This window comes from Acidovorax sp. BL-A-41-H1, assembly GCF_051942715.1.
In genome coordinates, this window is sequence record NZ_JBPVJQ010000006.1 from 284248 (window position 1) to 298377 (window position 14130).

General features: G+C 65.8%; 11 protein-coding genes. 9 read left to right on the top strand and 2 right to left on the bottom strand.

What is annotated here, in order from left to right; all coding sequences use genetic code 11:
- Positions 1–12: 12 nt before the first annotated feature.
- Positions 13–1635, top strand: coding sequence for an ABC transporter permease (locus ACTPOI_RS14445; RefSeq protein ID WP_440109957.1), 1623 nt, complete (start codon positions 13–15; stop codon positions 1633–1635).
- 157 nt (positions 1636–1792) lie between these two features.
- Here ACTPOI_RS14445 and ACTPOI_RS14450 read toward each other — a convergent pair whose 3' ends face one another.
- A complete protein-coding gene (locus ACTPOI_RS14450; protein ID WP_440109959.1) occupies positions 1793–2110 on the bottom strand; it encodes a hypothetical protein in 318 nt (105 codons plus the stop codon).
- A 954-nt stretch (positions 2111–3064) separates the two neighbouring features.
- Here ACTPOI_RS14450 and ACTPOI_RS14455 point away from each other — a divergent pair.
- The 8 genes from ACTPOI_RS14455 to ACTPOI_RS14490 all read left to right on the top strand — a co-directional run bounded on the left by ACTPOI_RS14455 (position 3065) and on the right by ACTPOI_RS14490 (position 11918).
- Positions 3065–3883, top strand: coding sequence for an NAD-dependent epimerase/dehydratase family protein (locus tag ACTPOI_RS14455; RefSeq protein ID WP_440109961.1), 819 nt, complete (start codon positions 3065–3067; stop codon positions 3881–3883).
- Positions 3884–3891: 8 nt separating this feature from the next.
- Positions 3892–4806 carry an SMP-30/gluconolactonase/LRE family protein gene (locus ACTPOI_RS14460; RefSeq protein WP_440109963.1) on the top strand — a complete coding sequence of 305 codons (915 nt, stop codon included), beginning with the start codon at positions 3892–3894 and terminating at the stop codon, positions 4804–4806.
- A 56-nt stretch (positions 4807–4862) separates the two neighbouring features.
- Entirely contained in the window at positions 4863–5840 is a 978-nt protein-coding gene (locus ACTPOI_RS14465; protein WP_440109965.1) for a TRAP transporter substrate-binding protein, read from the top strand.
- Between the two features lie 71 nt (positions 5841–5911).
- Complete coding sequence (locus ACTPOI_RS14470) at positions 5912–6400, top strand: TRAP transporter small permease (protein ID WP_440109967.1); 489 nt, start codon at positions 5912–5914, stop codon at positions 6398–6400.
- A 216-nt stretch (positions 6401–6616) separates the two neighbouring features.
- Positions 6617–7900 (top strand): TRAP transporter large permease, encoded by a 1284-nt coding sequence (locus tag ACTPOI_RS14475; RefSeq protein ID WP_440109969.1) that lies wholly within the window; start codon positions 6617–6619, stop codon positions 7898–7900.
- On the top strand, positions 7897–9471 hold the full coding sequence (garD, locus tag ACTPOI_RS14480; protein WP_440109972.1) for a galactarate dehydratase: 1575 nt from the start codon (positions 7897–7899) through the stop codon (positions 9469–9471). Before ACTPOI_RS14475 ends, garD begins: the two co-directional genes overlap by 4 nt.
- 83 nt (positions 9472–9554) lie before the next feature.
- Complete coding sequence (locus ACTPOI_RS14485; RefSeq protein ID WP_440109974.1) at positions 9555–10517, top strand: DMT family transporter; 963 nt, start codon at positions 9555–9557, stop codon at positions 10515–10517.
- Positions 10518–10796: 279 nt separating this feature from the next.
- Positions 10797–11918: an aldose epimerase family protein gene (locus ACTPOI_RS14490; RefSeq protein WP_440109976.1), complete on the top strand. Its 1122-nt coding sequence runs from the start codon at positions 10797–10799 to the stop codon at positions 11916–11918.
- Between the two features lie 91 nt (positions 11919–12009).
- Here the strand turns inward: ACTPOI_RS14490 and ACTPOI_RS14495 are convergent, their stop codons facing one another.
- Positions 12010–13764, bottom strand: a complete 1755-nt coding sequence (locus ACTPOI_RS14495; RefSeq protein WP_440109978.1) for a sensor histidine kinase — start codon at positions 13762–13764, stop codon at positions 12010–12012.
- Positions 13765–14130: the final 366 nt, after the last annotated feature.

Consider the following 14130-nt stretch of genomic DNA (forward strand, 5'->3'; position numbering starts at 1 on the left):
GAGCCTTCCCTCTTGCGCCCCATCTCCATCGCCTTTCGCACCGTGCTGCTGATCCTGTTCGCGGGGTTTCTGGCGCTGCCCGTGCTGGCCGTGCTGGCGTCGTGGCTGCCGTGGGGCCAGGGCGACGGTCAGGCTGGGCAGATCCTGCGCGAGATGGCCGCTACTGTGTTGCCCCGGTATGCGGGCACCACGCTGTGGCTGGCGCTGCTGGTGGCGATGGGCGCAGCCATCGTGGGCACCTGCACCGCAGCCGCGGTCACGCTGTTTGATTTTCCGGGCCGGCGCACGTTTGAATGGCTGCTGCTGCTGCCGCTGGCCATGCCCGCCTACGTCACGGCGTATGCGTACACCGACTTCCTGCAATTCAGCGGGCCGCTGCAGGTGAGCTTACGCAACACCTTCGGGCTGGAAGGGCGCCTGCTGCCCGAGATCCGCAGCCTCGGCGGCGCGGTCTGGGTGTTCATCTTCAGCCTGTACCCGTATGTATACCTGCTGGCGCGCACCGCGCTGGGCGAGCGCGCCGCGCACCTGATGGAAGCCGCGCGCCTGCTGGGTGCGCCGCTGCCGCGCCGCATCCGCGCCGTGGCGTTGCCACTGGCGCGCCCTGCGGTGGCGGCGGGTGTTGCGCTGGTGTTGATGGAAACCCTGGCCGACTTTGGTGTCTCCAGCTACTTCGGCATCCAGACCTTCACCACCGGCATCTACAAGGCCTGGCTGTCGATGGACAACCGCCTGGCCGCCGCACAGCTGGCCACCATGCTGCTGGTGGTGGTGATGCTGCTGCTGCACCTGGAGCAGCGCGCCCAGCAGCGCATGCGCTTTGCCACGGGTGGCGGGCGCGCGGGCTCGGCCGAGGCGCAGCCGCTGGCGCTGCGGGGTCTGCGCCGCTGGCTGGCCTGGGCCATTTGCGCGCTGCCGGTGCTGATGGGCTTTGTGGCCCCCGTGGCCTTCATGCTGCGGCCGCTGGCGGCCGACTGGTCCGCCCTGCCGTGGGAGCGCTTCATGGAATGGGCGTGGCACAGCGTGCGCCTGGGCGGCATCACCGCCGCGCTGGCGGTGCTGGCGGCGCTGATGCTGGCCTTTGCCTTGCGCCGCCGCCCTGACCCGGTCACCCGCGGCGTGGTGCGGCTGGCCAGCCTGGGCTACGCGGTACCGGGCGCGGTAATCGTGGTGGGGCTGCTGCTCCCGGTGGGCTGGCTGCAGACCATGGTGCCGCACTGGGGTGTGGGCGCCCTGGTCACCGCCACCAGCTTTGGCATCGTGTGGGCCTACCTGGTGCGCTTTTGCGCCGTGGCGCTGCAGTCGGTCAACAGCGGTTACGCGCGTATTCCCGCCAGCCTCGATGATTCGGCCCGCATGCTGGGCGTGGGCAGCGTGGGCCTGATGTCGCGCGTGCACTGGCCGCTGCTCAAACGGTCCACGGCCGCGGCTGCCCTGCTGGTGTTTGTGGATGTGATGAAGGAGCTGCCCGCCACCATGGTGCTGCGCCCCTTCAACAGCGACACCCTGGCGGTGGTGGCCTACCAGCTGGCGCGCGACGAGCGCCTGGGCGAGGCTGCCCTGCCATCACTGGCATTGGTGGCGGTGGGGCTGGTGCCGGTGATCCTGCTGAGTCGTACCTTGCGCAGCCGGTGATGCGTCTGCGCTGAATTCAAGGCAAAAAGCGCTTCAAGCGCACGTATCTTTTGCCTGTATAGCTATCAATAACGTAGCATGATGCGGCGGGCACCGTGGGAACGGTCCTGCAAAGAAAAAGCCGCCTTGCGGCGGCTTGAGGGTGGGCCCGGTCGGCTTACTCGCTCCAGTCGGAGTGCTTTTCGCAGACCTTGTTGGTCTCCTTGCCTTTGCGTGTTTCCGCAAAACGCACCAGGTTGCCCTTGAAATCGTCGGGTGTTTCGTTCCACATGCAGGTGCACCATGCCTGTGCCTTGGTCTGACCGCGCACCGGGCTGGGTTCGTTGCCGCCTTCGTACAGGCGGTCTGCATACACCAGGCACTGCGCGTATTGCATGTCGCCCATGGGCGGGCGGTTGTAGCCGCCTTGGGCAAACGCGGCGGCGGCGCCGGTGAGTGCGAGTACAGCGGCTGCAAGGGCAGGAATTTTCTTCATAAGGGGAATCCCGAAAGGGGCGGTGGCTTGTACGAGGGCAGGGTGGGCTGCAACGGACTTCGCGGGGAAGGGGCGCAGCAGGCCGGGCCATGAACGCCCGAGCGAAAACAGTGTAACGATACGCAACGCAAGTGGCGATCGATGAATTGCAGGATCAGCCTCAGGGGCGTGACTACTGACGAGCTTGTTGTAGGTCATCGTACAACAAGATTCGCTGTTCACTCAGCTGGATTGTCACTTTGCGAGGGGGGGCTGAGTACGGCGCGCCCAGTTGCGCCACGCGCTCGCGAAAGCTTACCGTTGCCGTTGCCGTTGCCGTTGCCGTTGCCTGCGGCGTGGAGTCGCGGGCGCTCTCGCTTCCGGGGTGAAGACGGAATGGCCGCAGTGCTTTACGTTGGGACGGTCCGGGCGATGTGCGCGGGCACGCGTTGTGCGTGGGCGAACGTTATCCGATAGCGGTACCGCTGGATCACCCGGAGTGACGATCCGGTCACCTCAAGCAGACGGGCAACCTTGCCTGCTGCCCCTGTCGCTCCTGGCCTGCCGCTGCAGCCCAGCGACGCGGGCAGTCTGGAGATAACGCTTGCGCGCGCCATGCACGGAGGGCATCCGGGGGTAACGGCTTGGCGGTGTTGTGGTCACCGAGGCTTGGCAGCGCCACAAATCCCTTACAAGCGCGAGATAGTGGGAACCCATTGGCATGACCGTAAAGGCGCAGGCTCCGCTGGCAAGGTTGCCGTGCGGGATGGGCAGGCCAGGCGAAGCCCAAGCCATGGGACGAGGCCCCCTTGCCATCGCGGCGTCCTCCACCGGTCGCTGTCTCAGTGTTATCCCTATGTGGGCTTGGGATGAGGAACGCTACATTCGTCCTTCAATGTTGTACGACAACTGATGACGGGTGGCAAAAATAGCTACCCGGTGTGCTTCGAACCCAATCGCTCTTGTACCGCCGCCATGCCTTGCCACCCAACGCCGATCCGCTTTCAACGCCTGCTGCTGACGGGTGCTGCCGGGGGGCTGGGCCAGGAACTGCGCGCGCGGCTGAAGGCGTATTGCGCAACACTGCGTCTTTCCGACATTGCCGACCTGGGGTCCGAATCGGCCGGAGAAGAAGTTCGCCCGGTACGCCTGGAAGATGCCGCTGCCATGCACGCCCTGCTGGAGGGCGTTGATGCGGTGGTGCACCTGGGCGGCGTCTCCACCGAGCAGCCGTGGGGCCCCATCCTGCAGGCCAATATCGTGGGCGTGTACAACCTGTACGAGGCGGCGCGCAAGCACGGCGTCAAGCGCGTGGTGTTTGCCAGTTCCAACCACGTCACGGGCTTTTACCGACAGGACGAAGTGGTGGGCATCGATGACCCGGCCCGCCCGGATGGGCTGTACGGCGTCTCCAAAGCCTTCGGAGAAGACCTGTCGCGGTTTTACTTCGACCGCTACGCGATCGAGACGGTGTGCCTGCGCATCGGATCGTCGTTCCCCGAGCCCCGCAACCGCCGCATGCTGGCCACCTGGATGAGTTATGACGACCTCGAACGCCTGGTGGTTGCCAGCCTGACAGCGCCAGTAGTCGGCCACAGCATCATCTACGGCATGGGCGACAACACCACCATCTGGTGGGACAACACCAAGGCCCGGCACATCGGCTACCACCCGCAAGACAGCTCCGAGCGCTTTCGCGCCAAGGTGGAGGCTGCCGACCCCCACCCTGACCTGACCGACCCCGCCGTGGTGTACCAAGGCGGCCCGTTTGTGCGCACCGGCCCATTTGAATGAGCGTGCAGATGACGTACCCGGTCGACCCGCTGCTGCCCGACCACCGTGATCAGGTCGGCGAGAGCCCGCTCTGGAGCCCGGCAGAGCAGGCGCTTTACTGGGTGGACATCGAAGGCCGCCGCCTGCACCGCTGGACAAGCGCTGATCAGCGCGTGCAAAGCTGGGACACCGCAGAGCGGCCAGCATGCATCGCCCTGCACGCTGCAGGCGGGCTGATCGCCGGCATGGACACCGGTGTGTTCCACCTGCAGCCCGCGGCTGACGATGGGCCGTTTGCGGCAGCCCCCCTGGCGGCCACGCTGCTGGCCAGTGTGGAACACCGCCAGCCCGACATGCGGTTCAACGACGGGCGCTGCGACCGCCAGGGCCGGTTCTGGGCCGGGACCATGGTGCGCGACATGTCGCTGGCAAAAGCCGCCGGCAATCTTCACTGCATGGATGTACGGCATGGCCTGTCGGGGCCGCAGGTGGCGGGCCTCATCACGCCCAACGGTCTGGGCTTCAGCCCGGACGGCAAGACCATGTACCTGAGCGACAGCCACCCGGCCGCGCAGCAGATCTGGCAGTTCCCGCTGCGCGAGGACGGCTCGCTGGGCCAGCGCTCCCTGTTCGTGGACATGCGCGAGCTTCCCGGTCGCCCCGATGGCGCAGCGGTAGATGCCGAGGGTTGCTACTGGATCTGTGGCAACGACGCCGGGATGGTGCACCGCTTCACACCGCGCGGCCGGCTGGACCGGTCGATCCGGGTGCCGGTCAGCAAGCCTTCCATGTGCAGCTTTGGCGGGCCGGGGCTGGACGTGCTTTTCATCACCTCGATCCGCCCTGCGCAGCCGCAGGGCGACGATGTTGCGCTCGGCGGCGCCCTCTTTGCCACCCGGCCCGGCGTGGCAGGGCTGGCGGAAGCACCCTATCGAAGCGTCTGAAGACAAGCGGACCGGATTCCTCTCTTACTCACAACACTTCCAGCCAGGAGACAACCATGAAAATCCCCCATCTGTTTGGCCGCGTCGCTTTGGCTGCGAGCATCGTGCTCGGCAGCCTGACTGCACAGGCCACGGAGTTCCGCTCCTCCGACATCCACCCCGAGGACTACCCTACCGTGCTGGCTGTGCGCCACATGGGCGAGACGCTCTCCAAGGCCACGGGTGGCAAGCACAGCATCAGGGTGTATGCCAAAGGCTCGCTCGGCATCGAGAAGGACACCATCGAGCAGACAAAGCTGGGCGCCATCGCCATGACGCGCGTGAATGTGGCGCCGATGAACAACATCTGCCCCGCCACCATGGTGCCCACCATGCCCTTCCTGTTCCGCGACAAGGAACACATGCGCAAGGTGCTCGACGGCGCCATTGGCGACGAGATCCTCAAGGACTGCGAGTCGCAAGGTTTCGTGGGCCTGGCGTTCTATGACTCCGGCGCCCGATCGATCTACACCGTCAAGAAGCCCATCAAGACCCTGGCCGACGTCAAGGGCCTGAAGGTGCGCGTGCAGCAGAGCGACCTGTGGGTGTCCCTGCTGGAAGCCATGGGCGCCAACGCCACACCCATGCCGTTCGGCGAGGTCTACACCGCGCTCAAGACCGGGCTGGTCGACGCTGCCGAAAACAACTATCCCAGCTACGAAAGTTCGCGCCACTTCGAGGTGGCCAAGTACTTCAACAAGACCGAGCATTCGATGGCGCCCGAGATCCTGCTGTTCTCCAAGCGCGTGTGGGACACCCTGAGCGCTGACGACCAGAAGGCCATCCGCGCTGCCGCGAAAGAATCGGTGGGCTTCATGCGCAAGATCTGGGACGAGCGTGAAGAAAAATCGCTGGCCACCGTCAAGGCCGGTGGCGCGCAGATCGTGGAGATCGACAAGGCGGCGTTCAAGACCGCCATGAAGCCGGTCTACGACAAGTTCCTCAAGGACCCCAAGCTCCAGGACATGGTCAGGCGCATCGACGCAGTGCAGTAATCCTGCTCCTTCTTCCCGCAGGGCTGCGTGCCCTGCGGCAGGTCCTTTTTTCTGTCTTCTGAATGTTCCCTATGTACACGCGTCTCTGCGCCTTCATTGCGCGCTCCTGCCTGCAGCTGGGTGTGGCAGGGCTGGTGCTGCTGGTGTGCGCCGTGCTCTACCAGGTCGTCGGCCGCTACATCTTCAACAACACGCCCACCTGGGCCGAGAGCGGCGCGGTGCTGCTGGTGCTGTACGTGACCATGCTGGGCATGGCGGTGGGTGTGCGCGATGCGGGCCACATCGGCCTGGAGTCCTTCCTGGTGCTTGCCCCCGACTGGTTGCGGCACAAGCTGGAGATCGTGATCCACGTGCTCGTGCTCGTCTTCGGTGTGGTCATGGCCTGGAACTGCGGGGTGCTGGCCGAGTCCGTGGCGCCCTACAAGATCCCCACGCTCGGGATTTCCGAGGCATTCAAGTACGTGCCCCCAGCGCTTGCTGGTGTGCTGGTAGCCATGTTCTCGCTCGAACACATCATCGCCCTGGTGCGTGGCACCGAGGTCGAGCCTGCCTGGCATTGAGATGAACGACACCCCCCTGAGCGCCTGCGGCGCTTCCCCCCGCTCTCGCATGGCTGCGCCATGCGGGCAGGGGAACGCAGCCCTCGCGGCGGGGCGGCCCTTGCTCGGCTGCCCTGGCAGGGGTCACGCCCGCTTCATGCGCCGTGCGGAGATGACCCAAGCGGTCCCTGCATGCGTCTCTCCGCACCCAAATGTTCCAGTAAAGATTCCACCATCATGGCGTTGACCATCCTCTGCGTGACTTTCACGCTCCTGCTGCTGCTGGGCGTGCCCGTGGCGTTTTCCATCGGCCTGTCGTCGCTGGCCACTATCCTGTATGAAGGCCTGCCTCTGGCGGTGGGGTTCCAGCAAATGATCTCGGGCATGAACCCGTTCTCGTTCCTGGCGATCCCGTTCTTCATCTTCGCGGGCGAGATCATGATGTACGGCGGCATTGCCGACCGGATCGTGGTGTTCGCCAAGAGCGTGGCCGGCCATGTGCGCGGCGGTCTGGGCATGAGCAATGTGCTGGCCTGCACGCTTTTTGGCGGGGTGTCGGGCTCCCCTGTGGCCGACGTGTCGGCCATGGGCGCAGTGCTCATCCCGCAGATGAAGAAAGAGGGCTACCACGCCGACTACGCGGTCAACGTGACCACGCACGCCTCGCTGGTGGGTGCGCTGATGCCCACCTCGCACAACCTCATCATCTTCACGCTGGCCGCTGGCGGCAAGGTCAGCATCGCGGCGCTGATCCTGGCGGGCATCGTGCCGGCGCTGCTGCTCACCATTTGCAACCTGCTGGCGGCCTACCTTGTGGCGGTCAAGCGTGGCTACCCCGCCGGCACCTTCCCCGGCTGGGAAATCGTGTGGATCTCGTTTCGGGCCTCGGTGCCCGGCCTGGCGGTGGTGGTCATCATCATTGCCGGCATCCTGTCCGGTGCGTTCACGGCCACGGAATCTGCTTCGGTGGCGGTGATATGGGCGCTGTTGCTCTCGGTGTTCGTCTACAAGAAGCTCACGCGCGAACAGTTCCTCAAGGCTGCGTCCAAGGCGGTCAAGACCACGGGCACCGTGCTGCTGCTGATCGGCATCTCGTCCATGTTCGGCTACCTTATCGGCCTTTATGGCGTCGCCGAGCTGACGGGCGATGCGCTCAAGTCCATGAGCACCTCGCCGTGGGTGATCTTCCTGTGCGTGAACATCATCCTGTTCATCCTGGGTACGTTCCTCGACATGGCGGCGACCATCCTGATCTGCACGCCCATCTTCCTGCCCATCTGCCAGCAGTTTGGCATGAGCACCGAGCAGTTCGGCATCGTGATCCTCATCAACTGTGCGCTCGGGCTGAACACGCCGCCAGTGGGTACCACGCAGTTCATCGGCTGCACCATCGGGGGCATCAGCGTGGGCGAGGTGATGAGGACCATCTGGCCGTTCTACAGCGCGCTCATCGTCGCGCTGATGCTGGTGACCTATGTGCCCCAGTTTTCGATGTGGTTGCCTGATCTGGTGCTGAAATGAGCAAACCCTTGACCATCCGCATGCATGCCCAGGACAACGTCGCCATCGTCGCCAACGACGGTGGGCTGCCCGCTGGCACGCTGCTGCCGCCGGGCGTTCCGGGCGCGGGCATCGTGCTGCGCGACAAGGTGCCCCAGGGCCACAAGGTGGCGCTGCAGGACATCCCCGAGGGGGCTGTGGTGCGCCGCTACAACGTGCCCATCGGCTACGCGCTCCAAGCCATTCCGGCAGGCAGCTGGGTGCACGAGCGCCTGCTACAGATGCCCTCTGCCCGCGCCCTGGAGGGGCTGCCCATGGCAACAGTGAAGCCGCCTGTGCTGGAACCGCTCACGGGCTACACCTTTGAGGGTTATCGCAATGCTGACGGCTCGGTGGGCACGCGCAACATCCTGGCCATCACCACCACCGTGCAGTGCGTGGCGGGGGTGGTTGCATTGGCTGTACGACGTATCAAGGACGAGCTGCTGCCCCAGTACCCGCACGTGGACGATGTGATCGGCCTGGAGCACACGTACGGCTGCGGCGTCGCCATTGACGCGCCAGACGCGATCATCCCCATTCGCACCCTGCGCAACATCAGCCTGAACCCCAACTTTGGCGGTGAGGTCATGGTTGTCAGCCTGGGCTGCGAAAAGCTCCAGCCCGACCGGCTGCTGCCCCCGGGCAGCTTCCCCATCACCGACGAGCGCGACGCTGCGTTGGGGCCAGAGACGGTGTGCCTGCAGGCTGATCAACACGTGGGCTTCATGTCCATGCTCGACCACATCGTGCAGAGCGCAAAGCCCCATCTGGAGCGCCTGAACGCCCGCCGCCGCGAGACCATCCCCGCCAGCGAACTGGTGCTGGGCGTGCAGTGTGGCGGCAGCGACGCGTTCTCGGGCGTCACCGCCAACCCTGCCGTAGGTTTTTGCGCCGACCTGTTGGTACGGGCCGGTGCCACGGTGATGTTCAGCGAGAACACCGAGGTGCGCGATGCCGTAGAGCAGCTCACCAGCCGCGCGGCCACGCCCGAAGTGGCTGCAGCCATCGTCCGTGAGCTCGGCTGGTACGACCGCTATCTGGACCGCGGCCGTGTGGACCGTGCGGCCAACACCACGCCGGGCAACAAGGCAGGTGGCCTGTCCAACATCGCCGAGAAGGCCATGGGTTCCATCATCAAGAGTGGCACCGCACCCATCGCGCACGTGCTGGCCCCCGGCGAAAAACTGCGCCGTGACCAGCGCGGCCTCGTGTATGCCGCCACGCCCGCCAGCGACTTCATCTGCGGCACGCTGCAGCTGGCCGCCGGCATGAACCTGCATGTGTTCACCACCGGCCGGGGAACGCCCTATGGCCTGGCCGAATGCCCGGTGGTGAAGGTGGCGACCCGCACCGACCTGGCGCGCCGCTGGCACGACCTGATGGACATCAACGCGGGCAAGATTGCAGACGGACAAGCCAGCATCGAGGACCTGGGCTGGGAAATGTTCCACCTGCTGCTCGACGTGGCCAGCGGCCGCAAGAAGACCTGGGCCGAGCACTGGAAGCTGCACAACGCCCTGGTGCTGTTCAACCCAGCCCCCGTGACCTGACTTTTTCGGGGCCACGGGCCCCAAAGCCTTCTTCTTCACAGCCCTTGCCTGCAAGGGCTGTGGTCCTTGAAAGACCGTTTCCCATGGGGCTTTCCCGATTTTCCGACCGCAAGGTCGTGGTGGCGCTGGCGCTGCTGTGCTGTTTGCTCTGGGGCAGCTCGTACCCCGCCATCAAGACCGGCTACGCCTGGTTTGGCATCGCCAAGAGCGACATTCCCACCCAGCTGGTGTTTGCAGGCTGGCGCTTCCTGGGCGCGGGGCTGATCCTGCTGGTGTGGGCGCTGGCTGCTCGCAAGGCCATCTGGGGCCTTGGCTTTGCGGCAGGGCGACAGCTCGTGGTGCTGGGCCTGGCGCAGACCACGCTGCAGTACATGTTCTTCTATGTCGGGCTGGCCTACACAACGGGTGTCAAGGGCTCCATCATGAATGCCACGGGTACGTTCTTCAGCGTGCTGCTGGCGCACTGGGCATATCACAACGACCGCCTGAGCCACCCAAAGGTCTGGGGCTGTGCGGTCGGCTTTGCAGGTGTGATGGTGGTCAATCTGGGCCGGGGTTCGCTGGACCTGGATGTCACGCTGCTGGGCGAAGGATTTGTGGTGATCGCCGCCTTTGTTCTGGCGGCGGCCAGCATCTACGGCAAGCAGGTTTCGCAGCAGATGGACTCGGTGGTGATGACCGGCTGGCAGCTGGGCATTGGCGGGGTGGCGCTGCTGGCCATCGGCTGGGCGCTGGGTGGCTCGCTCACCGGCTTCACCATGCCTTCGGTAGCGCTGCTGGTGTACCTGGCGCTGCTGTCGTCTGCAGCGTTCTCGCTGTGGAGCATTCTGCTCAAGCACAACCGGGTGAGCCAGGTCACGGTGTTCAACTTCACCGTGCCGGTGTTTGGCGCCGCGCTGTCGGCGCTGTTCCTGGGCGAGGCGTTGCTCGAGTGGAAGAACCTGCTGGCCCTGGTGCTGGTGTGCGCCGGCATCTGGCTGGTGACGCGCGATGCACCTGCTCCTGCACCCGCCCTGCGTGCGCGTCCGCCCACCGCAGCCCCCTAGGGCCTGTTTACACTATTTTTGTCAGATGCGTTGCAATCCAAAAGAGCCAGGCGCTAGGCGCCAAACGAAGCTGGGGTGCGGCCCCAGCGAGGCTTGGCAACGACGCGGATGGCTCTTTTGGGTTGCAACCCTAAGGGAAGGCCATGCAAACGGCGCCACTCGTTGTTGCGTTCCTAGCCAAGGCCCCGGCCTTGGCGTCGTCACGCGCCTAGATTGGCGCCGTTTGCATGGCCTTCGCACTGGCGAAAATAGTGTGAACAGGCCCTAGTCTTTCAGCCCATGGCACACACCCTTTCACGCGAAGCGTTCCAGCAGGCGCTGCACGGCCAGCGTACCGACCTGTTCACCTTGCATGGCGCAGGCGGCCTGCAGGTGGCGGTGAGCAACTATGGCGCCCGCCTGGTGCAGGTGGCAGTACCCGATGGCCAGGGCGGCCGGGTGGATGTGGCGCTGGGCTATGGCGACCTGCAGGGCTATCTGGACGGGCAGCTTTCGATGGGCGCTTTCATCGGCCGCTGGGCCGGCCGCCTTCGCAACGGGCACCTGGCCTTGCCCGATGGAACCCGCCTGCAGCTGCCCACCAACAGCGGCCCGCACCATCACCACGGCGGGCCCCGTGGCAGCCGTTTCCAGGTGTTCTCGGTCGATGCGGTGCAACCGGACACGCTGGTGCTGGGCCACACCTTTCGCACGCAAGACGATGGCGTGCCGGGCACCGTACGGCTGCAGCTGACCTTGCACACGGCCCCCGACAACGCGCTGCACATGACCTGGACAGCCGAGGTGGCCGACGCGCCCACGGTGTTCAACCCCACGGGGCATGCGTTTTTCAACCTGGCCGGGACGGGCAGTACGCGCGGGCACCGGTTGCAGATTGGCGCAGGCGCCTACGTTCCGCTGGAGGCCGACGTCTGCCCTGGCGGCTCAGCGGCGTCGGTGGTGGGCACCCCCTTCAATTTTCTGGAGCCGCGCAGCGTGGCCAGTGCGCTGGCGGACCCCCATGACCAGCTGGCGCGCGCAGGCGGACTCGACCATTACCTGGTGCTGAGCGGGCAAGAGCCTCCGCTGGCACGCGCTCCGCGGGCGCACTGCACGCCGCCCGGCCTGCGCCTTGCCGCGCAGCTGGTCGATCCCCTCAGCGGCCGTGCCATGGAGGTGTGGAGCACGGCACCGGGCGTACAGGTGTACGCGGGCCATGGCCTCAAGGGCGATGCCGTTCGCGATCGGGGGCGCAACGCGTGGGGCGGTGCCGGTGACGGCTGGCTCTGGCAAGCGGGCGATGGGATCTGCCTGGAGCCCATGGAATACCCCGACGCGCCCAACCACCCGGCGTTCGGCGCGCGGTGGTGGAAGCCGGGCGAGGTCGTCCGTGGTGCCATCGTGTACCGGTTCACCGGCTGACAGAGAGTGCGCAACTGCCCAGGGCAAGGGCGGAGTGTGAAAGCCCTGCGGCCAACGTGCTGCCCCACCGCGGGCCCGCGGTGCGCGGGCGTCAGGCCAGCGTGGCCGGCGCCACAGGTAGGCTGAGTGTGAATCGCGCCCCTGCGCCCACCTGCGACTGCACGGTGAGGGTGCCGCCCATCAGCGCCGCCAGCGCGCGGGACAGCGCCAGGCCCAGACCGGTGCCGCCGTGCTGGTAGCTCACGCGGTCGTTGCCCTGGCGGAATTTTTCGAAGATGGTTTCGTGCAGGTGCGCCGGGATGCCCGGGCCCGAATCCACCACATGAAAGCGCACCGCGTCGGGCGTGGCATCTACCTCGATGCGAACCGTGCCGCTGTCGGTGAACTTCATCGCGTTGGACAGTAGGTTGTTGAGCACCTGCTTGAGCCGAAGGCCATCGCACAGCAGCATCTGGGGCACGGCGGGGTCGATGTGTACGGTCAGCGCCAGCTGCTTGTTGGCCGCGGTGATGGCAAAGAAATCGGCGGTGGACTGCACGGCCTCGGCCACGTTTTGCAAAGTGGGTGTGTGCGGCATGGCCCCCGCCTCCACCTTGGCCAGGTCCAGGATCTCGGTGAGCAGGCTGTTGAGGTGATCAGCCGCCTTGCGGATGAGCCCGGCCTGCTCCTTGAAGCGTGGCTGCTCCAGGCGCATCTCCATCAGCTCCGAGAACCCGCGAATGCTTGTGAGCGGCGTGCGCAGCTCGTGCGAGATGGCGGCCAGGAACTCGGTCTTGGCCTGGCTGGCTGAGTGGGCCTGGGCCTCGCTCAAGCGCAGGGCTGCGTTGGTCCGTTCGAGCTTGCCCACACTGCGCAGGAAGACAATGGCGGCGCCGATGACGGACAGGCTGAAAAGCGCCGTGGTGAACAGCGCCACGTTGCGGCTTCCTCGCCATTCGCTCATGGCCTCCTCGGTGCCGGTCGCAACAACGATGACCAGCGGATAGGCCCCTACGCGCCGATAGGCCGAAATTCGCTCCACGCCATCTACGCGGCTGGCGCGCACGTAATGGCCGCTTTCGCCCCACTCGTCGCCGCCGCCCGAACCGTGGCTGCTGGCGAGTACGGTGCCCATCCCTATGCTCTGCCCGCCCACCACGCGGGCCCGCACCGCGCGGTCGTCGCCGACCAGAGTCACGATGCCCGAACTGCCAAGCTGCACGCCCCGGTACACATCCTCAAAATAGCCTGGGTTTACCGAAGCGACCACCATGCCGGTCAGCGGGCCCGCGCCTTCGGGGATGCGGCGCGATAGCTGGATGGTCGCCTTGCCCGATACCTTGCCGACCACCGCCTTGCCCACAAACAGGCCGCCGGCGGTGGTCTGTTCCTTTTCGGCAGGCAGCGGCTTTGCGCGCAGGTGTACCCTGATGTGCTCTCGCTCGGTCAGGTCCAGCTGGCCGGTCTTCTCACCCGTGGGGTCGATGTTGCTGCCCACAAACCGGCCTTTGGGGTCGACGAGCGACAGCTGGGTCAGGATGTCGGGGGCCAGGCCGGTCTCGTTGGCCAGCCGCCTGAAATCAGCCTCGTCGAAGTCCTTGGCCAACATGGCGTCGCGCATGCGCAGCGTGGCCTGGTCTACCGTGGCCAGCACGCGCACGGTCTGCTCTGCCAGGATCAGCGCCAGATTGCTGTTTTGCCGCACCTGGGAATTCATCGCGTCCTGCCACGTCACGCGCAGCACGGTCACCACGGCCGCCCATGCCAGCAGCAGGCCCAGCGCGGTCCCGACTATCACCATGGTGCGCAGCGGCGGCACACCTTGCGGAGGATGCACTGCAGGCTGGCGAAGGCCGGGCGTGTTCATGGGTTCACCCACTGTAGTTGGCTGGCTGGCACAGGGGCAGGCGCAGGCGCAGGCGCCAACACCGTGACGCAGCCACGCACGATCGGCCGGCAGGCGCCAGTGTACGGCGGTGCAATGGCCGGGCGTGGATGACTATGCGCAGTAGTGGTCACGGGCAGTGGATAAAAATACAGGCAAATCGGCACGGCGGGGCTGGCCCCTCTCAGCCCGTCGGAGGAAACGGCTAAGTGGGGTGACGACAGTGCGAAAGGGCCAGTATAGGCAAATGCAACAAAATGTTTTCCGATTGGATCAAGTTCGCTTGCTTTGCCGTTTCATTCCGTCGCGGCGATGTGCGCGACACTGCGGGCAAACATCACAAGGTAG